Annotated in this window: 23 protein-coding genes; 16 read left to right on the forward strand and 7 right to left on the reverse strand. The window is 68.0% G+C overall.

What is annotated here, in order from left to right; genetic code table 11:
- Positions 1-33 precede the first annotated feature (33 nt).
- Entirely contained in the window at positions 34-870 is an 837-nt protein-coding gene (locus ACJJV6_RS09315; protein WP_133349585.1) for an alpha/beta fold hydrolase, read from the reverse strand.
- A 55-nt stretch (positions 871-925) separates the two neighbouring features.
- On the reverse strand, positions 926-1,591 hold the full coding sequence (locus ACJJV6_RS09320; RefSeq protein ID WP_407710386.1) for a TetR/AcrR family transcriptional regulator: 666 nt from the start codon (positions 1,589-1,591) through the stop codon (positions 926-928).
- Between the two features lie 226 nt (positions 1,592-1,817).
- Between ACJJV6_RS09320 and ACJJV6_RS09325 the strand changes: the two genes are divergently transcribed.
- The 5 genes from ACJJV6_RS09325 to atzF are packed head-to-tail and all read left to right on the forward strand — an operon-like array spanning position 1,818 to position 10,467.
- The gene (locus ACJJV6_RS09325) at positions 1,818-3,320 is read left to right on the forward strand and encodes an amino acid permease (protein WP_407710387.1); all 1,503 of its coding nucleotides are present in this window, start codon (positions 1,818-1,820) and stop codon (positions 3,318-3,320) included.
- Between the two features lie 46 nt (positions 3,321-3,366).
- Positions 3,367-4,242, forward strand: a complete 876-nt coding sequence (locus ACJJV6_RS09330; protein WP_407710388.1) for an urea amidolyase associated protein UAAP1 — start codon at positions 3,367-3,369, stop codon at positions 4,240-4,242.
- Positions 4,239-4,934, forward strand: coding sequence for an urea amidolyase associated protein UAAP2 (locus tag ACJJV6_RS09335; protein WP_407710389.1), 696 nt, complete (start codon positions 4,239-4,241; stop codon positions 4,932-4,934). The genes ACJJV6_RS09330 and ACJJV6_RS09335 overlap by 4 nt, the downstream gene beginning before the upstream one ends.
- An 11-nt stretch (positions 4,935-4,945) precedes the next feature.
- Positions 4,946-8,635, forward strand: a complete 3,690-nt coding sequence (uca, locus tag ACJJV6_RS09340; RefSeq protein WP_407710485.1) for an urea carboxylase — start codon at positions 4,946-4,948, stop codon at positions 8,633-8,635.
- Positions 8,632-10,467, forward strand: a complete 1,836-nt coding sequence (atzF, locus tag ACJJV6_RS09345; protein ID WP_407710390.1) for an allophanate hydrolase — start codon at positions 8,632-8,634, stop codon at positions 10,465-10,467. Before uca ends, atzF begins: the two co-directional genes overlap by 4 nt.
- A gap of 87 nt (positions 10,468-10,554) precedes the next feature.
- Here the strand turns inward: atzF and ACJJV6_RS09350 are convergent, their stop codons facing one another.
- Entirely contained in the window at positions 10,555-11,409 is an 855-nt protein-coding gene (locus ACJJV6_RS09350; protein WP_407710391.1) for an alpha/beta fold hydrolase, read from the reverse strand.
- A gap of 48 nt (positions 11,410-11,457) precedes the next feature.
- Here ACJJV6_RS09350 and lysS point away from each other — a divergent pair, with 48 nt between their 5' ends.
- The 10 genes from lysS (at position 11,458) to ACJJV6_RS09400 (ending at position 22,272) form a co-directional block, all read left to right on the forward strand.
- Positions 11,458-12,996, forward strand: coding sequence for a lysine--tRNA ligase (lysS, locus tag ACJJV6_RS09355; RefSeq protein ID WP_407710392.1), 1,539 nt, complete (start codon positions 11,458-11,460; stop codon positions 12,994-12,996).
- Between the two features lie 2 nt (positions 12,997-12,998).
- Entirely contained in the window at positions 12,999-13,205 is a 207-nt protein-coding gene (locus ACJJV6_RS09360) for a hypothetical protein (RefSeq protein ID WP_009357796.1), read from the forward strand.
- A 136-nt stretch (positions 13,206-13,341) separates the two neighbouring features.
- Complete coding sequence (locus tag ACJJV6_RS09365) at positions 13,342-13,677, forward strand: Lsr2 family protein (RefSeq protein WP_009357797.1); 336 nt, start codon at positions 13,342-13,344, stop codon at positions 13,675-13,677.
- 351 nt (positions 13,678-14,028) lie between these two features.
- The gene (locus ACJJV6_RS09370; RefSeq protein ID WP_035752617.1) at positions 14,029-16,521 is read left to right on the forward strand and encodes an ATP-dependent Clp protease ATP-binding subunit; all 2,493 of its coding nucleotides are present in this window, start codon (positions 14,029-14,031) and stop codon (positions 16,519-16,521) included.
- A gap of 143 nt (positions 16,522-16,664) precedes the next feature.
- Positions 16,665-18,785, forward strand: a complete 2,121-nt coding sequence (locus tag ACJJV6_RS09375) for a prolyl oligopeptidase family serine peptidase (RefSeq protein WP_407710393.1) — start codon at positions 16,665-16,667, stop codon at positions 18,783-18,785.
- A 145-nt stretch (positions 18,786-18,930) separates the two neighbouring features.
- Complete coding sequence (locus ACJJV6_RS09380; protein ID WP_407710394.1) at positions 18,931-19,440, forward strand: amino-acid N-acetyltransferase; 510 nt, start codon at positions 18,931-18,933, stop codon at positions 19,438-19,440.
- A 270-nt stretch (positions 19,441-19,710) separates the two neighbouring features.
- On the forward strand, positions 19,711-20,712 hold the full coding sequence (dhaK, locus tag ACJJV6_RS09385) for a dihydroxyacetone kinase subunit DhaK (protein ID WP_009357800.1): 1,002 nt from the start codon (positions 19,711-19,713) through the stop codon (positions 20,710-20,712).
- A gap of 2 nt (positions 20,713-20,714) precedes the next feature.
- Positions 20,715-21,347 carry a dihydroxyacetone kinase subunit DhaL gene (dhaL, locus tag ACJJV6_RS09390; RefSeq protein ID WP_133349559.1) on the forward strand — a complete coding sequence of 211 codons (633 nt, stop codon included), beginning with the start codon at positions 20,715-20,717 and terminating at the stop codon, positions 21,345-21,347.
- Positions 21,344-22,039 carry a dihydroxyacetone kinase phosphoryl donor subunit DhaM gene (gene dhaM / locus ACJJV6_RS09395; RefSeq protein ID WP_407710395.1) on the forward strand — a complete coding sequence of 232 codons (696 nt, stop codon included), beginning with the start codon at positions 21,344-21,346 and terminating at the stop codon, positions 22,037-22,039. The genes dhaL and dhaM overlap by 4 nt, the downstream gene beginning before the upstream one ends.
- A gap of 71 nt (positions 22,040-22,110) precedes the next feature.
- Positions 22,111-22,272: a hypothetical protein gene (locus ACJJV6_RS09400; protein WP_407710396.1), complete on the forward strand. Its 162-nt coding sequence runs from the start codon at positions 22,111-22,113 to the stop codon at positions 22,270-22,272.
- 22 nt (positions 22,273-22,294) lie between these two features.
- On the opposite strand, the gene ACJJV6_RS09405 is transcribed toward ACJJV6_RS09400, so the two are convergent.
- From ACJJV6_RS09405 to ACJJV6_RS09415, 3 genes are all read right to left on the reverse strand, one after another.
- The gene (locus ACJJV6_RS09405) at positions 22,295-22,780 is read right to left on the reverse strand and encodes a hypothetical protein (RefSeq protein WP_407710397.1); all 486 of its coding nucleotides are present in this window, start codon (positions 22,778-22,780) and stop codon (positions 22,295-22,297) included.
- Between the two features lie 110 nt (positions 22,781-22,890).
- Positions 22,891-23,322: a DUF3592 domain-containing protein gene (locus tag ACJJV6_RS09410; protein WP_407710398.1), complete on the reverse strand. Its 432-nt coding sequence runs from the start codon at positions 23,320-23,322 to the stop codon at positions 22,891-22,893.
- Positions 23,323-23,409: 87 nt separating this feature from the next.
- A complete protein-coding gene (locus ACJJV6_RS09415) occupies positions 23,410-24,357 on the reverse strand; it encodes an A/G-specific adenine glycosylase (protein ID WP_407710486.1) in 948 nt (315 codons plus the stop codon).
- A 153-nt stretch (positions 24,358-24,510) separates the two neighbouring features.
- Between ACJJV6_RS09415 and ACJJV6_RS09420 the strand changes: the two genes are divergently transcribed.
- Entirely contained in the window at positions 24,511-25,200 is a 690-nt protein-coding gene (locus ACJJV6_RS09420) for a hypothetical protein (protein WP_407710399.1), read from the forward strand.
- Positions 25,201-25,237: 37 nt separating this feature from the next.
- On the opposite strand, the gene disA is transcribed toward ACJJV6_RS09420, so the two are convergent.
- Positions 25,238-26,314 carry a DNA integrity scanning diadenylate cyclase DisA gene (gene disA / locus ACJJV6_RS09425; RefSeq protein ID WP_009357808.1) on the reverse strand — a complete coding sequence of 359 codons (1,077 nt, stop codon included), beginning with the start codon at positions 26,312-26,314 and terminating at the stop codon, positions 25,238-25,240.
- Positions 26,315-26,510: the final 196 nt, after the last annotated feature.

Genomic DNA, 26,510 nt, shown 5'->3' on the forward strand with positions numbered 1-26,510 from the left:
GCCGGCGTAGAACTCCGCTGGCCCAACCGCCGATCAGCCGGCGTAGAACTCGGCCAGTTCCTTGATGAGGACGTCCGGGGCCTTGATGGCGCCGTCATGCCCGAAGCCGGGAAGGATGGTGTAGCTGGACCCGGAGAGGACGTCGTGGATCTGGCCGCACGCCACCCCGAAGTAGGCCGGGCTCTTCTCGCCCACCACGATCAGGGTTTCCAGCGGAAGCGCGAGGAACGGCTCGGCCGGCATGTCCGCCGCGATGATCGCCTTGATTTCCCGGACGCCGGTGCGCATCAGTTCGCGCTGCTGCTTGCCTTCGGACGTGCCGGCGGTCAGCTTGTTGGCGAGGGTCAGCATGGACAGCGGCATCCGGGACGAGAACGGTCCGCCTTCTTCGAGCCCGCGCTGGATCACGGCGAGGGCCCGGTCGTCATCACCGGCGGCAGCCGCGGCCTCGTATTCGGCGATCCACTCCGCCTTGACGGAGTGGTTGACGGAGACGGCGGGGTCGTACACGGCGAGCCGCTCCACCGGCAAGGTCCGCGCCGCGTGCAGGGCCACGGCGCCGCCGAAGCTGTGGCCAAAGACATCCGTGCTGGACGTGTGTTTCATGACGGTGTCCAGGTCGCGGATGTCCACATCCAGCGTGTAGTCCTCCGGCTGCGGCGACGACGATCCCCGGCCGCGGCGGTTGAACGTGTGCACCGGGCGGCCCAGGGCTGCGCTGAGCTTCTGGGCGAACTTGGTGTAGTCGGCTGCGGTCACCATGGAGGGCGGGATGACCACCACGCCCGAACCGGCGGAAGCCAGTTCGGCGCCGGTGGAGAAGAGCTCCAGAGTGCCGCCGTCGGGGGTCCTGATGTTCTCGCGCGTCATGGTCCGAGCCTAGCCGAGCAAGCTGGGCGTCAGCATCACGGACACCGGGCGGAAATCAGGAGAACCGGGCGATGAGGGCTGCGCTTTCGGCCCGGATGGCCCGCAGTTCCGGGCCCCGTCCGCAGAGGATAAGGCCCGCATCCGCGGCCTGCAGCGGGGAATCACCCGTAACCAGGCCGTCCGCGCGGAGGCTGATCAGCGACTCAACCAGCCGGAAGGTGACATCCCCGCCGCCGGCTTCCTGCATGCCGGTTTCGCCGGCAGCGGAGCCGCCCAGCCGCCGGTACAGTCCGCGCAGCTCCTGCCGGTCGGCAAGGAACCGGGCAAAGCGCTCATTCCGGACCTCGGGCAGGTGGTACAGGATCCCCAGGTTCCAGCGGGCGCTGCAAAGCTGGGTGCCGTCATAGAGTGCGACGGCGTGAAGCCGGCTTCCAGGGGCCGCCTCGCCTTCCGCGCCGGCAGCGACAGCCCGGGCGAACGCCAGCCCGCCGGACACGGTGCCGTCCAGGAGGTCCTCGAGGATGTCGTCCTTGGTTTTGAAGTGGTGGTACAGCGATGACTGCCGGATGCCCACGGCGTCCGCAATGGACCGGGTGGAGGTGCTGGCGTAGCCCTGCGTGGTGAAGAGCTCGGCTGCGGCGTCCAGGATTTCATCCCTGGCTGTGGCTCCCGGACGGGAGGGCTGTTGGTGGCGGGGGCGTCCCGGGCCGGCTGAAGTCACCGCATCATTCTTGCATTACCGTCGGGGCCGGTTTGGCCCGGACAGGATGGTGAGGGGCCGGAAATACAACGGAAACAAGATGTCTATCCGCCTTTTACAGAAGTGAAACTGTTTGGGGACATGGCGCTGGAAAACTATCAATTGACCGGTAATCAGCAGCCATCGGCCGAGTGCTGCGCTGCCGGGAGGCTTTATTCCCCCCGCCGTTCCAGCCCCGGAGATTCTGATGACATCAACTGTTCTCCCCACCGTCCACCAGGACGATGCGGACCTGACGTCCCTTGGCTACCAGCCCACCCTCCACCGGAAACTCGGCCGCTACGCTTCCTTCGCCGCCGGCTTTTCGTTCGTCTCCATCCTCACCACCATCTTCCAGCTGTTCGCGTTCGGCTACTCCTTCGCCGGACCGGCGTTCTTCTGGACCTGGCCGGTGGTGCTGGTCGGGCAGCTCCTGGTTGCCCTGAACTTCGCCGAACTCGCCGCCCGCTACCCGCTGTCCGGCGCCGTGTACCAGTGGGCCCGGCGCGTGGGGGGAGAGGGCGTGGGCTGGTTCGCCGGCTGGTTCATGGCCATCGCGCAGGTGGTCACCGCCGCGGCAGCCGCCATCGCCCTGCAGGTGGTGCTGCCCCAGCTGTGGGACGGATTCCAGGTGGTGGGTGGGGACCCGGCGCTGAACACCGTCACCGGCGCCGCCAACGCGGTGATCCTCGGGGCCGTGCTCCTGGTGGCCACCACCGTCATCAACTCGCTGGGCGTGAAGCTCATGGCGCACGTGAACTCGGTGGGCGTTACCTGCGAGATCGTGGGCGTCATTGCCGTGATCCTTGCGCTGATCACGGCCGCGCAGCGGGGTCCGGACGTGGTGGCGGACACTACCGTCCTGCAGACCTCCGAGCTGGGGGCGGTAGGCGCCTTCCTGGTCTCGGGGCTGATGGCCGCCTACGTCATGGTGGGCTTCAACTCCGCAGGTGAGCTGTCCGAAGAGACCAAGGACCCCCGCCGCACCGCACCCCGCACCATCCTCTCCGCCCTCCTCATCTCCGGCATCGGCGGCGCACTCATGATCATCACCGCCCTGATGGCCGCACCCAGCCTCGACGACGGCCGCCTCGCCACCGAAGGCCTGCCCTACGTCCTCACCGCCGTGCTGGGCACCTTCTGGGGCAAGGTGCTGCTGGTGGACGTCGCCATCGCCATCTTCGTCTGCACCCTCGCCATCCAGACCGCCGGCTCCCGGCTGGTGTTCTCCATGGCCCGGGACGGCAAGCTCCCCGCCCCCGCGCTGCTGTCCTCCGTCCACCCGACCCGCGGGACCCCCATGTGGCCCTCGATCGTGATCGGCGCCCTGGCAGTGGGCGTGCTGGCCATCAACGTGGGCAACGCCGCCCTGTTCACCACCCTGTGCAGCGTCTGCATCGTCATGGTCTACCTCGCCTACCTCCTGGTCACCGTGCCGCAACTGGCCAACCGCATCCGCGGCGACTGGAACCGCGTGGGCCAGACGATGCCGGAAGGCCTCTTCTCCCTGGGCCGCTGGGGGCTGCCGGTCAACATCCTCGCCGTGCTCTACGGAGCCGTGATGGTGGTCAACCTCGCCTGGCCACGGCCCGAGGTCTACGACCCCAGCGGCGAGAACGGCATCCTCCTCTACTCGGCGCCCCTGATGGTGACGGCAGTCCTGCTGGTGGGCCTCTGGGTCCGCCGCCGGAACCTGGCTGCCAGCGCCTGACCCGCACCGGACCAATTCTTCGCCTTCGAAACAACACAGGACTGACATGACCCAGACGATCGAAACACCAGCCACAGGTACGGCCACCACCGCCGGTGCCCGCGCCCACGCCAGGGAGCAGCACGGCAGGACCGCGGAGACCATGCGCTTCGTGCCGGGCACTTCCGCCCCCGCCCGCCTGACGGACGGACTGCCCGACGGCGTCCGCCCCACCTGGGCCGAGTCCCTCGCCTTCGGCCGGTACACCACCATGACCCTCGCCCGCGGCACGAGGATCCGGCTCGCCGACACCGCCGGTGACGCCTGCGTGCACACCCTGCTGTACCGCGCCGGTGCCCTGCACGAGCGGCTCAACGTGGCGGACACCGTCAAGATCCCGTGGCAGGCCTACCCCGGCGCGGGCCACCCCTTGCTGTCGGACGCAGGCCGGCTGATGGCCACCATCGTCGCCGATACGTCCAACCGCCACGACTCCCTCACCGGTGCCACCATCCTGGCCGGGAACACGGCGAAGTACGGCGCCGGAACGGCGCACAGCACCTCCCCGGCCGCCCGCGAACTGCTCACCCTCGGTGCACTGAAATGCGGGCTGGGTCCCAGGGACGTGGCGCCGTCGCTGTCCTTCTTCAAAGGCATCAACGTCGACCCGGCCGGCACCATCACCTTCACCGGAAGCGCCGGCCCGGGAGCCGTCGTCGAACTCCTGCTCCAGATGGACGCCGTGCTGGTGCTGGCCAACACCGCCCACCCGCTGGACCCGCGCCCGGAATTCACCGGAACGGCCGTGGACATCACCGCCTGGCATGCACCGGAGGACCTGGCCGCACTCGAAACCGGCCGCCTGGCCGGACCACTGGCCCCCGAGCACCTGCAGGCGCTCCGCTATACCGAACACGACCTGACCGCGAGGAACGCCCGATGAACACCGCCACCTTCACCAAATCCCCTGCGGACACCAAGTCCGTCCCGGCAGCGGGCGAAACCGCCCTGGCGGCAGGCCAGGTGATCCTGGACGAATACGTGGAAGCCCGCGGCCCCTGGTCCGCCGTCGTGGCAGCCGGCGACGTGCTGACCATCGTGGACCTGGAAGGAAACCAGGCCGTGGACTGCCTCCTCTACTCGGCCGCCGATACCTCCGTCCGCTATTCCGCGGCTGCCACCATCGCCGCACAGCAGTCGATCGTCCTCACCACCGGGTCCGTGCTCCGGGCGGACACCGGCGCCCCGCTGATGACCGTGGTGGCGGACGAGGTGGGCGTGCATGACACCATCGGCGGCGCCTGCTCCCAGGAGTCCAACACCCTCCGCTACGGCCAGCACACCCGCGAACAGCACGCCTGCGTGGAGAACTTCCTGATCGAAGGCTCCCGCTGGGGCCTGGGCAAGCGGGACCTGGTGTCCAACATCAACTGGTTCATGAACGTCCCCGTGGACCCGGACGGTGCGCTGGGCATCGTTGACGGCCTCTCTGCCCCCGGCAAACGGGTGGCCCTGCGCGCCGAGGCGGACACCCTGGTCCTCGTCTCCAACTGCCCGCAGGTCAACAACCCCTGCAACGGCTTCAACCCCACCCCAGTCCGCATGATCGTCACCCGGCCGGAGGCAGCGCTGTGAGCACCACAAACCTGAGCACTTTCGACACCCTGCTGATCGCAAACCGCGGTGAAATCGCCTGCCGCATCATCGACTCCTCCCGGAAGCTCGGGCTGCGCACGGTGGCCGTCTTCTCCGAAGCGGACCGCGGCGCCCGCCACGTCCGCCTGGCTGACGAGGCAGTGCTCCTGGGCCCGGCACCCGCGAAGGAGTCCTACCTGAAGGTTGATGCCCTGCTGGCCGCCGCCGCGTCCACGGGCGCCGGCGCCATCCACCCAGGGTACGGCTTCCTGTCCGAGGACGCCGCCTTCGCCGAGGCCGTGGAAGCGGCGGGGCTGGCCTTCGTCGGTCCCACCGCCGAACAGCTGCGCATCTTCGGCACCAAGCACACAGCGCGCGACGCCGCCCGTGCGGCCGGGGTACCGATGATCGCCGGTTCCGGGCTGCTTGAGGACGTGGACGCCGCCGTCGCGGCCAGCCAGGCGATCGGGTTCCCGCTGATGCTGAAGGCCACCGGCGGTGGCGGCGGGATCGGTATGACCGTCTGCCGCACCGAGGCCGAACTGGTGGAGAGTTTCCCGCGCGTGGCCCGCCTGGCCGGCGCCAGCTTCGGCACGGCCGGCGTTTTTGCCGAACGGTATGTCGAGAACGCCCGGCACATCGAGGTCCAGGTCTTCGGCGACGGCGAGGGGCGGGTGGTGAGCCTGGGCGACCGGGACTGCTCGCTGCAGCGCCGCCACCAGAAAGTGCTCGAGGAGGCACCGGCCCCGGACCTGCCGGGCAGCCTGCGGCAAGAACTGCACCGCACCTCCCGCGCCCTCTGCGCCTCCCTTAACTACCGCTCCGCCGGCACCGTGGAGTTCGTCTACGACTCCGCCCGCCAGGAGGCGTCCTTCCTGGAGGTCAATGCCCGCCTCCAGGTGGAGCACCCCGTCACGGAGTCCGTCACCGGGGTGGACCTGGTGGAATGGATGCTCCGGCTGGCGCAGGGCGGCGGGGAAGCGAAGAGCGTCCTTGCCGGTCTTCCGGACGGCCTGCCCGTTTCCGGCAGCGCCGTCGAGGCCCGCGTCTACGCTGAAGATCCCGCGCGCAATTTCCAGCCCAGTGCCGGGACTGTCACGAACGCAGAATTTCCAGCCACGGATGGTGTCCGAGTGGACGCCTGGGTGGAGACCGGCACCGAGGTGTCCACCAACTACGATCCGCTCCTGGGCAAGGTCATCACCTCCGGGGCAACCCGGGGCGAGGCCTTCGACCGGCTGGCCGCCGCGCTCGCAGGCACCCGGATCGACGGGATCGAGACCAACCTGGGGATGCTGCGCGCCGTAACGGGCCTCGACGTCGTCCGCAGCGTCGGGCACTCCACCAGCACCCTGGACAGCGTGGGGGACCCCGAACCGCGCATCACCGTCAACCGTCCGGGCCTGCAGACAAGCGTGCAGGACTGGCCGGGCCGCACCGGGCTCTGGCAGATCGGGGTTCCGCCGAGCGGGCCGATGGACGATCTTTCGTTCCGGCTGGGCAACACGGCCCTGGGCAATCCCGAGGGCGCCCCGGGCCTGGAATTCACCATGACCGGACCCAGCCTGACCTTCACCTCCGCCACCACCGTCTGCGTCACCGGCGCCGACGTCACGCTGACGGTTGACGGGACGGAGGTGCCCGCGTGGACGCCGGTCACGGTTCCGGCGGGAGGAACGCTCGACGTTGGCACCGCGGCAGGGCACGGGCTCCGCGGCTACATCCTGTTCCAGGGCGGCCTGGACATTCCCGAGTACCTCGGCAGCGCCTCCACCTTCACCCTGGGACAGTTCGGCGGGCACGCCGGACGGGTCCTGCGCGCCGGCGACGTGCTCCGCGCCGTCCAGTCCCCCACCGGCACAGTTGCGGGGGCGGTGCCGCTGGACAGCCGTCCCGCCCTGACATCTGTGTGGGCACTGGCAGTGACAGAGGGCCCGCACGGTGCCCCTGAATTCTTCCAGCGCGAAGACATCGATGAGCTGTATGCCGCCGAGTACGAGGTGCACTTCAACTCCGCACGGACCGGTGTCCGCCTCACCGGTCCCAAGCCGCGCTGGGCCCGGACCGACGGCGGCGAGGCAGGCCTGCACCCGTCCAACATCCACGACACCGCCTACTCCGTCGGCGCCCTGGACTTCACCGGCGACACCCCCATCCTGCTCGGCCCGGACGGCCCCAGCCTGGGCGGCTTCGTCTGCCCGGTTACGGTCGTCACGGCCGACCGGTGGAAGCTCGGCCAGCTCCGGCCCGGCGACAAGGTCCGGTTCGTTCCCGTCAAAGCCAGCCAGGCGCCGTCGGCCAAGGATCTGGGACCCGGCCGGCAGCTGATGCTTCCGGGCAGCGCCGGGTGGCAGGCCGGCCTGCCGGCGGAAAGGGACGGCGACGACGGCGTACTGGGCCGGGTGCCGGAAGGTTCCGGCCGCCCTGCAGTCACGTACCGCCGCTCCGGCGACGACAACCTGCTGGTGGAGTACGGAGACATGGTGCTTGACCTGGGCCTCCGCGCCAGGGTCCATGCCCTGCACCAGCACATCGAACAGCTCAGGGTGCCCGGAATCGTGGACCTGACGCCGGGAATCCGTTCCCTGCAGATCAAGGTGGACCCCTCGGTCCTGCCCACCAGGAAGCTGCTGGGCATGGTCCGGGAAATTGAAGCGGCGCTGCCCGCAAGCTCCGAACTGGTTGTCCCCAGCCGCACCGTCCGGCTGCCACTGTCCTGGGACGACCCCGCCACCCGGGAAGCCATTGAACGTTACATGGCAGGTGTCCGGGACGACGCCCCCTGGTGCCCCTGGAATATCGAGTTCATCCGCCGCATCAACGGCCTGGACTCCGTCAACGACGTCTTCGACACCGTCTTCAACGCGGAGTACCTGGTCCTGGGACTGGGCGACGTCTACCTCGGCGCCCCGGTGGCCACACCGCTTGACCCGCGGCACCGGCTGGTCACCACGAAGTACAACCCGGCCCGTACCTGGACGCCGGAGAATGCGGTGGGCATCGGCGGCGCGTACATGTGCATCTACGGCATGGAAGGCCCCGGCGGCTACCAGTTCGTTGGCCGCACCACCCAGGTGTGGTCCCGCTACGCGGACTCCGCACCGTTCGAGCCAGGCTCACCGTGGCTGCTCCGCTTCTTCGACCGGATCTCCTGGTACCCGGTCAGCCCGGAGGAACTGCTGGACCTGCGGGCGGACATGGCCGCCGGAAGGGGCCGCGGCGTCGAGATCGAGGACGGCACGTTCTCCCTGGCCGACCACGAACTGTTCCTTGAGGAGAACCGGGAGTCCATCACGGCATTCCGCGAGAAGCAGGGGGCGGCCTTCGCCGTGGAGCGCCAGGCGTGGGCCGACGCCGGCGAGTTTGACCGTGCGGAGGCGCTCGCCGCCGTCGTGGCCCCCGCTGCGGACGAGGTAGTGGTTCCGGAGGGAGGGTCCCTCGTCTCGGCACCCTTCGCCGCCAGCGTCTGGAAGGTGGACGTGGCGGAAGGCGATCTCGTGGTGAAAGGCCAGCCACTGGTGTCCCTTGAGGCCATGAAGATGGAAACAGTGCTGGAAGCCCCGTCCGACGGCGTGGTGCTCCGCGTCCTGCCGGCCGCGGGTTCGCAGGTGGTGGCGGGCGAGGCAGTGGTTGTCCTCGGCGGCTCGGACCTCGAGCCCGTTGGCATGGAATCCCCGGAACTGGAAGAGGCAGCAGTATGAGCACCCCAGCCGCAGGCGCCGCCACGGCCCGGGTCCGTGCAGCCCTGGCTGCCATCGAAACAATCGACCGGCCCGAAATCTGGATCACGCTGCGCGGCGGTGAGGAGCTCCTTGCCGAAGCAGCCGCCATCGATACGGCAGTTGCCGGCGGTGCGCACCTGCCGCTGGCGGGGCTCCTGCTGGCAGTCAAGAACAATGTGGACGTGGCAGGGATTCCGACGACGGCGGCATGCCCCGGCTTCGCGTACACCCCCGACAAGGATGCTGGGGCGGTGGCCCGGATGCGTGCTGCCGGTGCCCTTGTGCTGGGTGCCACCAACCTGGACCAGTTCGCCACCGGGCTGGTGGGCACGCGCAGCCCCTATGGTGCCGTCCGCGACTCCCGCCGCCCCGACTTCATCTCCGGCGGGTCCAGCTCCGGCTCCGCCGTGGCGGTGGCACTGGGCCTGGCTGACATCGCCATCGGGACGGACACGGCCGGTTCGGGCCGGGTGCCGGCCGGACTGCAGGGGATCGTGGGGATCAAGCCCACCCTGCACGTCGTATCCACCGCCGGGGTGGTTCCTGCCTGCCGGTCCTGGGATGCCGTCACCATCTTCGCCCGGCACCTTGCCACCGCGGAACTGGCCATGGGTGTCATGGCAGGCAACGCCCGCGACTGGCCTTCGGATGTCCGGCTGGCGGCACCGGCGAGGCCGCGGGTCGCCTACCCGGCAAGCCTGCCGGCCCTGCCGGCGGCATGGGCCGCGGAGTTCCACCGGAACATCCAGCTGCTCCAGGACCTGGGCGTGGACGCCGAACCCATTGAGTTCGACGCCTTCCTCGACGCTGCCCGGCTGCTGTACGACGGCGCGCTGGTGGCCGAGCGCTACGCCGCCGTCGGGGACTTCCTGGCGGAGTGCGACGGCGGCGCGGGCCTCGATCCCACCGTGGCGGGCATCATCCGGGCTGCCGGGAAAGTGCCCGCACACCGCTATGTCGCGGACACTGCAAGGGTGGAGGAGCTGAAGCACACGGCCATGGAGCGGCTGCACGGCTTTGACGCCCTGCTGGTCCCCACCGCCCCGTTCCACCCGACGCTGGCCGACGTCGCTGCCGATCCAGTGGGCGTGAACTCCCGCATGGGCACCTACACGAACTTCTGCAACCTCTTCGACCTGTGCGCCGTGGCCGTTCCGGCCGGGGAAGTGGACGGCGCGCAGTTCGGCCTGACAGTGGTGGCCCGGACCTTCGACGATGCGGTGGCCGCGGATATTGCCCGCCTGCTGGAGGTTACCCCTGGGGTGCCCGCCCTCTTCGCCGCGGGAGCGTCGCCGTCGGCCGGGCAGCCTGCCGGGGTGCCGGCGTCGTCCGCTCCCTGGCCGGTGGCGGCAGGTGCGGCAGCTGTGCCGCTGGTGGTGGTGGGCGCGCACCGCAAGGGGCAGCCGCTGGCGCACCAGCTGGAGGAACTCGGCGCCGCCTGGGACGGGCCCGTCCGGACGGCCGCCCGCTACCGCATGGTGTCGCTGGACACGGTGCCGCCCAAGCCGGGGGTGTACAGGTCCGACGACGGCGCGGAGTTGGTGGGGGAGCGCTGGCTGCTGCCGCCTGCCGCGCTGGGTTCGTTCCTGGCGTCCCTGCCCGAGCCCATGCTGCTGGGGTCCATGCAGCTGGCGGACGGCACATCCGCCGTCGGCTTCGCCTGCGACGCCGTGGCCGCCGCCGGCGGGGAGGACATCACCGCCTGGGGTGACTGGCTGGCGGACCGCAGCGGCGGGCGGAAGGAAAGGAGCCTCTGGCAGGATCTCGGCGACGCCGCCCTGGCCGGATTTACCCGGGGCGAACGCACCTGATCCCCACCCCCATCGAGTTTTTGTCCACATATGGCGACTTCAGGGCGCTTCAGCCCACCATCTGTGGACAAAAACTCCGGTTTCCGGTCAGCCTTTGAAATACTCCGAGATGTCCGTCACGAGTTCGTTGACCGCTGCCGGGATCGAGCCGTGGAAGCCCTTGGGGGAGAGCTCGAACGTGCTGCCGGGTACGGCCGCGTGCAGCCGCTCCGCCGTGACCTTGTAGTAGCCGGGACTCTTGCCGCCGGCCATGAAATGGGTATTGGCAGGCAGCACGCTGAAGTCCCTGGCATGGTCGGCCTCCTTGTACGCGGCCCGCAGTTCGCCGACGCCGCTGGGCATCACTTCACGGAACATCCTGTTGACCTTGGTCCGTGAGAGCAGCGCCATCAGCCCGGCAAGGACGGGTTCGGGGATGCGGGCCAGGGCCGACCCCGGGGACGTTGCTCTCTTCATGTGCGCCAGGGCGTGCCCCACCCTGCCGTTGTTGACCGCATCCTCAAACCCGTCCAGCCACTCAGTGTCGATGCTGCCGTCGATGTTCACGGCTGCGTCGTACACGGCGAGCTTGTCCGGAACATACGAGGTCCCGGTGAACTCCTGGACGGCGTTCAATGCCACGGAACCGCCGAGGCTGTGGCCCAGGATGTTCCTGGCGCCGGTGGCGTCCATGACCGTGCGGACGTCCGCGATCTCGGTGCCCATGCAGTAGTCGGCCGGCTGTTCTGTTGAGCGGCCGCGTCCCCGGCGGTCGTACACGTCCACGGCCCAGCCCTCGCCCAGGCCCTTGGCAAGGGCGATGGAGAACGGCCGGTAGATCAGGGCAGTCAGGAACGCCCCGCCGATCAGCAGCACCCGGCGTTCCCCCGGGGCATCCACGGTGCCGTAGCTGTACAAGGCCAGGCGGCCGCCGTCGTGTGTTGGAAGGAACCGTTCTTTCACCCACCCCATCCTAGGCGGGAGCGGGCACGCGAAGTCCCGGTAAACTTGATGACTGTGACTTCCCAAAACACCCCCGCCCCCAAGAACGCCCCCGAGCCCCTCGATGCCAGCGAGCAGATGCGGATCCGCATGGAGAAGCGCGCCAAACTGATCGAGCGCGGCACGGAGGCCTACCCGGTGGGTGTGGAGCGGACGCACTCGCTCGCCGAAATCCGGGAAAAGTACGCCCACCTCGAGGCGGACGACACCACCGGCGACATCGTTGGCGTCACCGGCCGCGTGGTGTTCATCCGCAACACCGGCAAGCTTTGCTTCGCGACCCTGCAGGAGGGCGGCACCGACGGCAAGGGAACCCGCCTCCAGGCCATGCTCAGCCTGGCCAACATCGGTGAAGAAGCGCTCGCCGACTGGAAGGCACTGGTTGACCTCGGTGACCACGTCTTCATCAAGGGCGAGGTCATCTCCTCACGCCGCGGTGAGCTCTCCATCATGGCCGACTCCTGGTCCATGGCCTCGAAGGCGCTGCGCCCGCTGCCGGTGCTGCACGCCGAACTGAACGAGGAAACCCGCGTCCGGCAGCGCTACGTGGACCTGATGGTCCGCGACGAGGCCCGCGAAATGGTCTACACCCGTGCCGCCATTACCCGCTCCATCCGCGAGACGCTCTTCCGCCACCGCTACGTGGAGGTTGAAACCCCCATCCTGAACCTGGTCCACGGCGGGGCCCTGGCCCGCCCGTTCGAGACGCACATGAACGCGTTCGACCAGAAGATGACCCTGCGCATCGCCACGGAGCTGTACCTGAAGCGGGCCGTGGTGGGCGGAATCGACCGGGTCTACGACATGGGCCGCGTGTTCCGGAACGAGGGCGTGGACTCCACCCACAGCCCCGAGTTCACCACCCTTGAGTGCTACGAGGCGTGGGCTGACCAGTTCGTCATGGCGGAGCGCATCAAGGAGATCATCCTGGACGCCGCTGACGCCGTGGGCGCCGGCCGCACCATCCAGACCGAGGCCGGCGAGATCAACCTCGACGGCGAATGGGCCTGGCTCGCCGTGTACCCGGGGCTGTCCGACGCCGTCGGGCAGGAAATCACTCCGGACACCCCGCTTGAGGTGCTTCGCGAAGTGGCGGAAAAGCACGAGGTCAAGGTGGACCCCAAGTGGGACGCCGAAAAGCTGGCCGTGGAGCTCTTCGGCGAAATCGTGGAACCCACCCTGCTGAACCCCACGTTTGTCTACGACTACCCGCCCTCCGCCCAGCCGCTGGCACGCCCGCACCGCAAGGACGGCCGGCTCATCGAAGCCTGGGACCTGATCATCGGCGGCATGGAGCGCGGCACGGCCTTCTCCGAACTGATCGACCCCGTCATCCAGCGCGAACGGCTCACGGAGCAGTCCCGCCACGCCGCGGCCGGCGACGACGAGGCCATGCAGCTGGACGAGGACTTCCTGCGGGCACTGGAATACGGCGCACCGCCCATGGGCGGCATCGGGCTGGGCATCGACCGCCTGGTGATGCTGTTCACCGGCGCCGGAATCCGGGAGACCATCCTCTTCCCGCTGCTGAAGCCCGAAGGGCACTAGGCATGGAATATGTAGCAGTCCTGCTTCCCTCCATAGTGGTGGGCCTCCTTTTCTGGTTTGCCATGAAGGCGATTTTCAATGCCGACAAATCGGAACGGCAGGCAGAAGCCCGCGCCCAGGCCGAGGCCGACGCGCGGGCGGCACAGTCCGCCGAACGCAGGCAGGCCGACGAACCGCCGTCCGGCCAGCCGGGCCCCGAAGCCAAATAAAAATCCCCTAATGTTCTGCGGTTATCCCCAAGGAACCATTAGGCGCTTTGACGCGTTGCCATAAAGAGAGTCATACTTTTTAGGGAAACATCCTGCTTTTCTGAAAAAACCACCCTTTCCAAGAGGAAGACGTTAAATGGCACAGAAAGTAAACATCATCCTCGTTGATGATCTGGATGGGGGATCCGCAGACGAGAATGTGAAGTTCGGCCTTGATGGGACGAACTACGAGATTGACCTTTCAGCGGCCAATGCCGCTGAACTCCGGTCTTCGCTGGAGCGCTTCATAGCCGCTGCACGGAAGGCGTCGGGAGGCCGCGCCGCCGCCCGCACGCCCAAGGCTCCGGCCGCAGGCCGCAGCAATGATTCAGCCCAGATTAGGCAGTGGGCCCGGGATAACGGGTACACCGTAAACAGCCGCGGCCGAATTCAGGCGGAAATCCAGGAAGCCTACCAAAAGGCAAATTCCTAGCAGCAGCCAGGACCTGGTTAAAACCCCGCTTCCCGTCGCCGGGAAGCGGGGTTTTTTCGGTTTCCCGCACAAAATGTGCGGGATCGGCACCGCCCTCGGGGGAATTTAGGCGCGGCCTGCAGAGGGATGCCTGCGGCACTTTTTTATAAGCCCGGCGCCAGCTTCGCCATTTGCTTCGTTATCAGCAGGGGAGGGCAGCACTCCGCCTTGTCCCCGGCCGCCCGTCCGGGCCGGGAGGTATGCCTGCGGGATATTCCCGAACGGTGCGGGTTTCCCCTGTGGCGAACATGCTCCACAAGTCCGGGCCCGCCACGTAGCATCAAAGTACGTCGTAGCTAGGAGTGTGGCGAAATGTTTGAGCGATTTACGGACCGTGCCCGTCGCGTAGTTGTGCTTGCCCAAGAAGAGGCACGCATGCTGAACCACAATTACATCGGTACCGAACACATCCTCTTGGGTCTGATCCATGAGGGTGAGGGCGTTGCCGCCAAAGCTCTTGAGTCCTTGAGCATTTCGCTCGACGGCGTTCGCGAGCAGGTGCAGGAGATCATCGGACAGGGCCAGCAGGCGCCGTCCGGGCACATCCCCTTCACCCCCCGTGCCAAGAAGGTACTGGAGCTCTCGCTGCGCGAGGCACTCCAGCTGGGCCACAACTACATCGGCACGGAGCACATCCTGCTCGGCCTCATCCGCGAGGGTGAGGGCGTTGCCGCCCAGGTGCTGGTCAAGCTCGGCGCCGACCTCAACCGCGTGCGCCAGCAGGTCATCCAGCTGCTCTCCGGCTACCAGGGCAAGGAAACCACCGGTGCGGGCGTCGGCTCAGGCCAGCCCGAGGGCGCGCCGGCCGGCTCCGTCGTGCTGGACCAGTTCGGCCGCAACCTGACCCAGGCTGCCCGCGAGAACAAGCTGGATCCGGTCATCGGGCGCGAGCAGGAGATGGAACGCGTCATGCAGGTCCTCTCCCGCCGCACCAAGAACAACCCGGTCCTCATCGGCGAACCCGGCGTCGGCAAGACCGCCGTCGTCGAAGGCCTTGCCCAGGCCATTGTGCGCGGCGACGTCCCGGAGACCATCAAGGACAAGCAGCTGTACACCCTGGACCTCGGCTCCCTGGTGGCAGGCTCCCGCTACCGCGGTGACTTCGAAGAGCGCCTGAAGAAGGTCCTCAAGGAGATCCGCACCCGTGGCGACATCATCCTCTTCATCGACGAGATCCACACGCTCGTTGGTGCCGGCGCCGCCGAAGGCGCCATTGATGCCGCGTCCATCCTGAAGCCTATGCTGGCCCGCGGCGAGCTGCAGACCATCGGTGCCACCACGCTGGACGAGTACCGCAAGCACATCGAGAAGGACGCCGCGCTGGAGCGCCGCTTCCAGCCGATCCAGGTCAAGGAACCCTCCGTGGCGCACGCCATCGAGATCCTCAAGGGCCTGCGTGACCGCTACGAGGCACACCACCGCGTCACCATCACCGACGGCGCCCTGGCCTCTGCCGCCAGCCTCGCCGAGCGCTACATTTCGGACCGCTTCCTGCCGGACAAGGCGATCGACCTGATCGACGAGGCAGGCGCACGGCTGCGCATCCGCCGCATGACCGCTCCGCCGGAGCTCAAGGCCATGGACGAGCGCATCGCCAAGCTGAAGATGGAGAAGGAATCCGCCATCGACGCGCAGGACTTCGAAGGCGCAGCTTCGCTCCGCGACAAAGAGCAGAAGATGATCGCCGAGCGTGCCGAGAAGGAACGCCACTGGAAGTCCGGCGGCATGGACGACATCTCCGAGGTGGACGAGGACCTCATCGCTGAGGTGCTGGCCAACTCCACCGGCATCCCCGTCTTCAAGCTGACCGAGGAAGAATCCTCGCGCCTGCTGAAGATGGAAGAGGAACTGCACAAGCGCGTCGTTGGCCAGGACGAGGCCATCAAGGCACTGTCCCAGGCCATCCGCCGCACCCGTGCAGGGCTCAAGGACCCCAAGCGCCCCGGCGGCTCGTTCATCTTCGCCGGCCCTACCGGCGTCGGCAAGACCGAGCTGGCCAAGGCACTCGCGGAGTTCCTGTTCGGTGAAGAGGACGCCCTCATCACGCTGGACATGTCCGAGTACTCGGAGAAGCACACGGTCTCGCGGCTGTTCGGTGCCCCTCCGGGCTACGTCGGCTACGAAGAGGGCGGGCAGCTGACCGAGAAGGTCCGCCGCCGTCCGTTCTCCGTGGTGCTGTTCGATGAAGTCGAGAAGGCCCACGCGGACCTCTTCAACTCGCTGCTGCAGATCCTGGAAGACGGCCGCCTGACCGACTCCCAGGGCCGGGTGGTGGACTTCAAGAACACCGTGATCATCATGACCACCAACCTGGGCACCCGGGACATCTCCAAGAGCGTTGCCACCGGCTTCCAGTCCGGCACCGACACCCAGACCGGCTACAACCGCATGCGTGCCCGTGTGACCGAGGAACTCAAGCAGCACTTCCGCCCCGAGTTCCTGAACCGCGTGGATGACGTTGTGGTGTTCCCGCAGCTCACCCAGGACGAGATCATCGAGATCGTCGACCTGTTCGTCACCCGCCTGGAGAAGCGCCTCAAGGACAAGGACATGGGCATCGAGCTCACCAAGGCCGCCAAGGTGCTCCTGGCAACCCGCGGCTACGACCCCGCAATGGGTGCCCGGCCGCTGCGCCGCACCATCCAGCGCGAGATCGAGGACCAGCTCTCCGAGAAGATCCTCTTTGGCGACATCCACCCCGGCGACATCGTGGTGGTGGACGTGGAAGGCGAAGGCGACGACGCGAAGTTCACGTTCGCCGGCAACGCCAAGCCGCGCATCCCGGAGATCGCTCCGAGCGTCTGACCCGAACCCCACAAAAGGTACAGCTCCACAAAAGCCCCGCCGCTCCGCAAGGAAACGGCGGGGCTTTTGCGTTCCCCTGCACGGCATGCCGAAAAGGCCGCGGGTGCTGTGATGCGGGACACAAAGCGTGTTGAATCGGAGGCATGGCTATTTTGAACCCGGCGATCCCGGGCGATCAACCACAGACCCCTTTCCACGACCTCGACCACTACCTGTCCATCCCACGGGTCAGCGGGCTCACCCTCAGCCCGGACGGATCCCGCCTTGTCACAACCGTCAGCACCCTGAACGGCAAAGGGACTGAGTTCGCCACCGCCCTGTGGGAGCTGGACCCGGCCGGCCAGCGGCACGCCCGGCGCATCACCCGCAGCGCCAAGGGCGAGGCGGGTGCCGCCTTCGCCGCCAACGGAGACGTCTACTTCACCTCAGCCCGGCCCGACCCTGACAGCCCGGACGAGGATCCGGTCAATGCCCTCTGGCTGCTTCCTGCCGACGGCGGGGAAGCCCGGGTGGTCCTCAACCGGCCGGGCGGCGTCGCCAGGGTACTGACGGCCAGGGGCGCGGACGCTGCCTTCGTGACCGCCGAGGTCCTGGCTGGCTCCACCGACGAGGAAGACGACGCCCGGCGCCGCAAGGCCCGCAAGGACAACAAGGTCTCGGCCATCCTGCACAGTGAATATCCGGTGAGGTACTGGGACGCCGACCTTGGACCCGGGCAGCCGCGGATCTTTGCCGTCGAACCGGGAGAGGACAAGGGACCGGGCAAGCCGACAACGGTGGATGCGGCCGCGCCCCTGGTGCTGCGGAACCTGACGCCCGGCGCGGGGCCCCGGCTGCGGGAGGCGGAGACGGTCGCCAGCCCGGACGGCAGGACGATCTACACGAGCCTGACCAAGCCACTTGCCCGCACGGACAGCCGTTCCGTCCTGGTGGCCGTGGACGTGGCGTCCGGCAGCATGACGGTGCTGCTGGACCATGAAGGCATGAGCTACTTTCCCGGCCCCGTCAGCCCGGACGGCAGGACGCTGGTGGTGGTCAGCGAGAGCGACTCCACGCCGCGCCAGGCGCCGGAGGTCAAGCTTCACCTGCTGGACGTCACCAACCCCGCCGACGGGACGGCGCGCCTGCAGCCCCTTGCGCCCGACTGGGACCGCTGGGCCAAGCCGGCCGCCTGGCTGCCGGACGGGTCAGCCATCCTGGCCACGGCGGACGACGACGGCGCGTCGCCCCTTTTCCGGATCAGCGTTCCGGCGTCTGCCGCTGAAGTGAGTGTCTCCCGGGTGACGCAGGACGCGGCGGCGTACACCGACGTCGTGGTTTCGCCGGACGGGCGCGCCGCCTACGCGCTGCGCAGCTCCTATGCCTTCCCGCCCGAAGCGGTACGCATCGACCTGGCGACAGGGGAAACCACACGGCTGCCGGCGCCCGCGGAACGGCCCGTGTGTCCGGGAAGCCTGCAGCGCATCGCAGCCACGGCCCGGGACGGGTCACGGGTCCCGGCCTACCTCGCCCTGCCCGGGGAAGCGTCCGCCGGCAGCCCGGCGCCACTGCTCCTCTGGATCCACGGCGGGCCGCTTGCATCGTGGAACGCGTGGACGTGGCGCTGGAACCCCTGGCTCCTCACCGCCCTCGGCTATGCGGTGCTGCTGCCGGATCCCGCACTGTCCACCGGCTACGGCCAGGCCTACATCCAGCGGGGATGGGGCGCCTGGGGGAAAGCCCCCTTTACAGACCTGATGGCCGTGACGGACGCCGCCGTGGAGCGGCCGGACATCGATGCCTCGCGGACGGCTGCCATGGGCGGCTCCTTCGGCGGCTACATGGCCAACTGGGTGGCCGGCCAAACGGACCGGTTCGACGCCGTCGTCACCCATGCCAGCCTGTGGGCCCTGGACCAGTTCGGCCCCACCACGGACGCGTCCCAGTACTGGCTGAAGGAAATGACGGAAGAGATGGCGCTGGAGAACTCCCCGCACCTGCACGTGGAAAAGATCAGCACGCCCATGCTGGTCATCCACGGGGACAAGGACTACCGGGTGCCCATCGGGGAAGGGCTGCGGCTTTGGTACGAACTGCTCTCCAAATCCCAGCTGGCCGCCGATGCCGACGGCCAGACCGCCCACCGGTTCCTGTACTTCCCCGACGAGAACCACTGGGTCCTCCAGCCGCAGCACGCCAAAGTCTGGTACCAGGTGGTTGAATCATTCCTGGCCAAAAACGTCCTCGGCGAGGACGTCGCACTGCCGCCTGAGCTGGGTCTTTAGCCACTTCGCGCATGTTCCGTGGCTAAATACGGTGGCGGCCATCAGAGGTTTCCCGGCGCCGGCAGCAAGAGGCAATGGCTCCGGCGCCGTAGCGCTCCCGGGCCGGTGGACGAGCCCCTGAGTGCAGGCCAACTAGGATTGGCGTGTGAGCGACTCCTTCCACATCCGCCCGGCCCGTACAAGTGATGTGTCCGCCATCAAGAAGCTGGTAGCGCCGCTGGCGGACCAGCGGATCCTGATGGCAAAGGAAACGGTGGCCTACTACGAAAGCCTTCAGGAGTTCAGGATCGCAGAGTCCAGCAACGGGGAGGTCATCGGCTGCGGGGCCTTGCATGTCATGTGGGAGGACCTGGCTGAAGTACGCACGCTGGCCGCTTCCGAGGACTGGCGCGGCCGGGGCGTGGGCCACGTGCTGGTGGAGAGCCTGCTTGATGAAGCACGTTCCCTTGGCGTGGCCCGGGTCTTCTGCCTCACCTTTGAGGTGGACTTCTTCAAGCGGCACGGGTTCGAAGTCATGGCGGACCAGTCGGCGGTGGATCCGGAGGTCTACTCCGAGCTCCTGCGCTCCCACGACGAGGGTGTTGCGGAGTTCCTGGACCTCGCGCGGGTCAAGCCGAACACTCTCGGAAACACCCGCATGATCCGCTTCCTTTAGGAGGCATGCCGCCTTGCGCCTTCCGTTGCGCACCGGGTACCCGCCGCCAGTGGCACTGTCCTGGCTGTCTCACGCTTAACACACGCGCGTTGGCTTAATTCGATTTGATGGATAAACTGGCTGGGCCGGTATGGGGACCCGGGAAAGGGACAGTCATTGGGGGCTGTCCCTTTGCCGCACTCGCCTCCCACCAGCGGAAACCTATCGTTCAGGCGTGCCCCGGTAGTAGGGTCGAAAAGACATCCTTCAGCAGCACAGCCGGGAGCCGCCGTGAAGAAACTCATCAACGACCCCAAGTCTGTGGTTGACGAATCCGTCCAGGGCTTTGGCCTGGCCCACGCAGACCTTGTCACGGTGAGCACGGATCCCACGTTCATCAGGCGCCTGGACGCTCCGGTCAGCGGAAAAGTGGCCCTCGTGTCCGGCGGCGGAAGCGGGCACGAGCCCCTGCATGCCGGGTTTGTGGGAAAAGGGATGCTCGATGCCGCCGTACCCGGGGCAGTGTTCACCTCGCCCACCCCGGACCAGATCCTGCCTGCCACCCTCGCAGTGGACTCGGGCGCCGGCGTCGTGCACATTGTGAAGAACTACACCGGTGACGTCCTGAACTTCGAGACGGCGGCGGAACTTGCGGAGGCGGAAGGCATCAGCATCCGCACGGTCCTGGTCAACGACGACGTTGCCGTGGAGGACTCTCTCTACACCGCAGGAAGACGCGGCGTGGGCGGCACCGTGCTGGTGGAGAAAATCGCCGGCGCTGCCGCCGAACGGGGCGATGACCTGGATACGGTGGCATCCACTGCCTCGCGCGTCAACGCCAATGTCCGCAGCATGGGTGTTGCCCTCTCGGCCTGCACCGTCCCGCACGCCGGTACGCCCAGCTTCGACCTGGCGGAGGACGAGGTGGAGATCGGCATCGGAATCCATGGCGAGCCCGGCCGGCACCGCATTCCGCTGGAAAGCGCGGATGCCATCACGGACAGGCTGCTGGAACCCGTCCTCTCCGACCTCGGCATCAGCAGGGGCGACAGGGTGCTGCTCTTCGTCAACGGAATGGGCGGCACGCCGCTGAGTGAGCTGTACATCGTCTACCGCCGTGCGGCGCAGGTCCTCGCGGACAGGGGCGCCGTGGTGGAGCGCTCGCTGGTGGGCAACTACATCACGGCGCTGGAGATGCAGGGCTGCTCCATCTCCGTCCTCCGGCTGGACGACGAACTGACGGAACTGTGGGATGCGCCAGTCCACACCGCAGCCCTGCGGTGGGGTGCTTAGCCGTGGTGCTGGACGTCAACTGGGCAGTGAAATGGCTGACCCTCTGCGCGCAGGCGATGGCCGAACACCGGGTGGAGCTGATCGAACTGGACCGGGCCATCGGCGATTCCGATCATGGCGAAAACATGGACCGGGGCTTCCAGGCCGTCCTGGACAAGCTGGCGGAAGCCCCGCCGGCCACTCCGGGTGCGGCGCTGAAACTCGCGGCGATGACCCTGATGTCCAAGGTGGGCGGGGCCGCGGGCCCGCTCTACGGCACCGCTTTCCTGCGGGCCGCCGGAACCATGGGCGACGCCGCTGAAATCGACCCCGCAGGCTGGGCCGCGGCGGTCAGTGCCGCACGGGACGGGATTGTTGCCCGCGGGAAGGCTGAGCCGGGGGACAAGACCATGGTGGATGCGTGGGCGCCCGCCGCCGACGCCGCGAAAGCCGCCGCGGACACCGGCGGCCCGGAGGTCCTGACCGTGCTGGTTGCCGCCGCCGAGGCGGCCGAGGCCGGGGCGGTGGCCACAGATCCGCTGGTGGCGCGCAAGGGCCGTGCCAGTTACCTGGGCGAGCGGAGCGCGGGCCACCGGGACCCCGGCGCGGCATCCAGCGCGCTGATCCTGCGTGCTGCGGTGGGGGCTGCTGCGTGACGGTCAGCATTGTGGTGGTGTCCCATAGTGAAAAGATCGCCGACGGCGCCGCGGAGCTGGCCGCGCAGATGGCACCCGACGTCCTGGTTTTGACAGCCGGAGGCACCGCCGACGGCAGGATCGGCACCAGCCTGGAAAAAGTCCTTGCTGCCCTGGACCATGCGGCCGGCGGTGACGGTACGGTGATTCTCACGGACCTGGGATCGGCGGTGATGACAGCGGAATCCGCCCTGGAGTTCGCCGATGATCCGGCAGGCGTGCTGCTGGCCGACGCCCCGCTGGTGGAGGGACTGGTGGCCGCGTCCGTGGCCGCGCAGGGCGGGGCGGACGTGCAGGCGGTAAAGCGTGCAGCGGAAGCTGTCCGCGGACCCTCCCGGAATAGCGGGCCGCCGCCCCAGCGGGAGGTCTCGGAAGGGTCCGTCACGGGGCAGGGCCCGGACTTCACCGGCGACTTCGAGCTCATCAACCAGGCAGGCATGCATGCCCGGCCTGCTGCAAAGATCGCCGGCGGACTGTCCGCCCTGGATGCCGAAGTAACGGTCAACGGAGTGGACGGCGCATCCATGACGGCGCTCATGACGCTGGCAGCAGGCAAGGGATCCGTCCTGCACGTGGAAGCCCGGGGAGTGGATGCCGAACGTGCCGTGAACTACGTGGGCGGGCTTGTGCAGGCGGGCTTCGGCGAGCCGTAGCGCCTGCCAAATCGCTGCCGTGCGGTGTGTTCCGAAAGGCTTCACCGCCTCCTGCGAATAAGCTCGATGGCATGGAACGGCAGGATCCCGAAGGCAGCCACCCGGCAATTGAAGTGCTTGACGGGCAGACGTCTGTGGAGGATCTGCTCGCGGACCTGGGTTTCGAATGGCGCGTCGAATCTTCGGATCCGGGCAGGGCGGACGAGCCCTTCAGCCAGCCGGCGTTGTTCTGACAGCACCCCGGCCGCTTTGCCCTCAGCTCCGTTCGTGAAGGCCCGTCCCGTCCAGGGTCACGGAGGCGGAAATGAACTTTCCGCACTGCGCCCCGAACGGATAGTTGGCCTTCGGCCGGAAGTCCAGGGTGTGCACGGGCAGCGGTGACCCGTCAGCCGCATGTCCGGAGGACGTCACCGTCATCAATGACTCCGTGAGCGTGTCCAGCATGAGCATGCCCACCTTGGTCCCGTCCGGCGAGGCTGTGGCGGAACAGGCGCCTTCCGGGGTGCAGCCCTGGTCGATCGAGGTGCTGCCGGCCTGGAGTTCGACGTCGGCTTCCTTGCAGGTGCCGTCCTGGCAGGCCTTCACATGGAGGGATCCGACGTGGGGGACGTAGTCCGCTGCGACCGTAACGGAGACCACCGTGGCCTGGGCTATGGCCGGGCAGGCAACTGCGCCCGGCCCGCAGCCGGAGGCGAGCCCCGCCGTCGTCATCAAAGCCAAAAGCAGTCCCTGCCTGCGCATACTTCAGCGTAGGACGGTGCCGGGGCCGGGTGGGCCTGAAGGCGGCAAGTGGTACCGCCATTGTTATGGCCCGGACGCTGCTGACACCCGAAAGGAGACCGAAGGCGCCGTCAGTCGAGCGGGAAGATGCTGATGAACCAGAACAGCGCAAGGGCAAAGACGGCGAAGAACGGGACCAGGCAGCCGAGCGTGGTCCGGGGCACCGGGGAGACCTGCAGTGATTCGTTCGGATTGTCCGGGTTGTAGGCCACCTCGATCAGGGATCCGGGTACCGGCTCTGCCGCCCGGGAGATTTCCGATTTGCCGGTGTACAGCGTCCCGGCGGAATCGCTGAACTGGTAGGTGGGGAAGAACCGCCGGCTGCGGCTTGAGCCGCCCCCGCCGCTGGTCCAGCCGGGAACGCTGCCGGTAACAGTTGCCTGGGCCTTGGGCCAGGCTGCCATCAGCTGCTCCTGCCGCCGGGTCTTCCGCGCAGCGTGAACCATGGCAAAGGCAGCTGCGGCGACGAAGAGCGCCCACACAACGTACAAGATGATTCGCATGCATCCCCCGGTTCCGGTCACCAGAAAGTATGCCATCCCGGGCATGATTCGGATGCACCGCTGCCGGCCGCACCGTGCCGGCGGGCGTCAGGCAGGCAGGCGGTAGCCGCCGTCGTGCAGTTCTGCCAGCCCGTCCGCCAGCAGCCCCGCCAGCGACCGCTCCAGCTGTTCCGGGGGCGGGTTCAGCCGGTGCAGCGCGGCCAGCGGCACGCCGATACCCCCCGGCGCGAAGCCCAGGTCGGCCGGGGCATGATGGAACATCTCGGCCGGCACAGGGGCCTCGGCCAGGCGCAGCACCGCCACCACGGCTCCCCGCACCTGGCGGTCGGTACCGTGCCAGGCCTGGCCCTTGGGAACGTACGACGGCGGCGGCTCACCGGCCGCGAGCCAGGCGCAGGAGTCCTTCACCGGGCACGCGGGACACTTGGGCACCCGGGCAGTGCAGACCAGGGCGCCCAGTTCCATGACTGCCGCGTTCCAGCGGACCGAGGTGGCGTCGTCGTCGGGCAGGAGCGACGCCGCCAGGCGCATCTCGGCGGCGGTCAGTGCGGGTGCAGGCAGGGCGGACCCGGTCACCAGGCGGGCCTGGACCCGGCGGATGTTGGTGTCCACCACGGTTTCGCGGCGGCCGTAGGCGAAAGCCGCGACGGCGGCCGCCGTGTAGCTTCCCACGCCGGGGAGGGCGAGCAGTTCCGGGTAGGTGTCGGGGACCTTGCCGGCATGCTCGCTGACTATCGCTGCGGCAGCAGCGTGCAGCCGCAGCGCGCGGCGGGGATAGCCGAGCCTGCCCCACGCGCGTACGGCTTCACCGGCCGGTTCGCCCGCCAGGCCGGCGGGAGTGGGCCAGCGTTCAAGCCACTCGTGCCAGACGGGCAGAACCCGGACCACGGGAGTCTGCTGCAGCATGATTTCACTGACCAGGACTCCCCAGGGGGAGCACGACGGGTCCCGCCAGGGAAGGTCGCGGGCGGTCTCGGCGAACCAGCCGGTGATGCTGTCGTGGAGCTGCTGGAGCCCGTCCGCGGCGCCCGGCACGGCGGCGGGGGGTGCTGGAGCGGGAGTCTTGGTGTCGATGCCAACACTGTAATGGATGCGTTTCGAAGGCCGGAAACCGGATGTGACCAGACCGATGGCTGCCCGGCGGCGTGGTGGCAAGGCAGAACCCGGGCGGTTCCCTAGCCTAGAAGGATGGGCAAGCAGGGCACTCCATCAGCACGCGGCAAGGCATCGGCCTCCGGCTCCAGCAGCGTCCGGAAGCCCAGCCCAGCCGTGTACCGCCGGCGGCGGCTGGTGGTTGGCGGTGCGCTGCTGATGGTCCTGGCCATGGTGGTGGGCGGGTTTGCCCTGGCCGGAGCCTTCACCGGGGGCTCGGAGCAGGCCTCGTCCACTGATCCGGCAAGCAGCTCCGCTTCCGCCGTTCCCTCCGCCCGGACAACAGAATCTGCGTCAGCCTCAGCCGCCCCCACGCCCACCGCCTCTGCAACGCCAAGCTGCAACCAGAACCTCGTGACGGTCTCCGCGTCCACGGACAAGGCTGCCTACGGGCCCGAGGAAAACCCGCTGCTGACCCTCAAGGTGACGAACGGGGGAGAGGTGCCCTGCCAGGTGAATATCGGCACCTCGCAAATGGAGTTCCTGGTGACCAGCGGCCCGGACCGGGTCTTCTCTTCCAGGGATTGCCAGGCAGCCAGCGAGGACCTGGTGAAGGTGATCGCTCCGGGCGCCAGCGAAACCGCGAACTTCCCTTGGCCACGGAACCGGAGCGTTGAGGGGTGCCAGGTGGTGGACGCCAAACCGGGCGCCGGCGGGGCGTACTACATCTTCACGGCCAAGCTGGGGTCGAAGGCAAGCCCGAAGGCCGTCTTCCAGCTGAACTGACGTGCCCGGTGTGCCTTTAGACGTGCCGGGGGTGCCTTTAAAGGAACCGGTCCAGCAGGCTGGCTTCAGCCATCCGGCTCAGGCCCTCACGGACCGTGCGTGCGCGCTGGTCGCCGATGCCGTCTACGGTCATGAGGTCGTCAATGGTGGCGGCCATCAGGAACTGCAGACCGCCGAAGTGGTCCACCAGGCGGTCGGCAACAGCCTTGGGGACCGCCTTCAGGCCGGACAGCAGCCGGTAGCCGCGGGGCTGGACCACGGCGTCGAGGTTTGCCTCGCCGCCGGCGAACCCCACTATGCCCGAAATCTTTCCCAGGTCGATCAGCTCGGTGGGGCCGAGATTGACCAGCGCGCTGACGGCCTTTTCGATGTCCTCCGGCGAGGCGTCCGGGCTGGCGTAGTCGCGGATGATGACGTCGCTGCCCGGTCCACGGCCCACTGTCAGTTCATCGAGCTGGAGGGACAGGAGCCGGCCGTCTTCGCCGAGTTCCAGGACGTACTGCGAGATTTCCTCGGAGATCCGGCGGACCATTTCCTGCCGCTGCAGGGTAACCGCCACGTCCCGGACGGTCACCATCGCCTCGATCTCCAGTGCGGACAGCGAACTGGTCACCTGGTCAAGGCGGGACCGGTAGCGCTCGAGGGTTGCCAGGGCCTGGTTGGCGCGGGCCAGGACCTTCTCCGAGCCCTCGAGCACATGCCGCAGGCCGTTCACGTACAGCGCGATGATCTGCATGGACTGGCTGACGGAGATGACCGGAACACCGGTCTGGATGGCAACACGCTCGGCGGTGCGGTGCCGGGTACCGGACTCCTGGGTCTCGATGCTGGAATCGGGCACCAGCTGGACGGCCGCGCGGAGGATGTTCCCGGCGTCCCGGTCGCAGATGATGGCACCGTCCATCTTGGCGAGCTCACGCAGCCGGGTGGGGGAGAACTCGATGCCGATGTCGAAGCCGCCGGAGCAGATGGAGTCCACCGTGCGGTCCGACCCCAGGACGATCAGCGCCCCGGTCCGGCCGCGGAGGATGCGCTCCAGTCCGTCACGAAGGGGAGTCCCAGGTGCCACTCTGCCCAGAGTCGCCCTGAGTGATTCTTCGGGGCTCCGCGCCATAGGTATTCCCTTCAAAGGTGCGGACCGCCGCCCGCAGGATGCCGGCTTTCCGCACGTCGCCGGCAGGATGAAAAGTGCTCATTTTCCCGCAAGCTCAATGATAGGGGCAAGAACTCCAACTTCCGCACGGGCAAGCCCCAAAGTGCCCCATTAGGGGGTTCCCGGAAGTACCGCCAAACCGGTCCGTGCTGCAGCC

Origin of the sequence: Arthrobacter nitrophenolicus (genome assembly GCF_045833485.1) — a bacterium.
In the GTDB taxonomy this organism is placed as follows: Bacteria; Actinomycetota; Actinomycetes; order Actinomycetales; family Micrococcaceae; genus Arthrobacter; species Arthrobacter nitrophenolicus.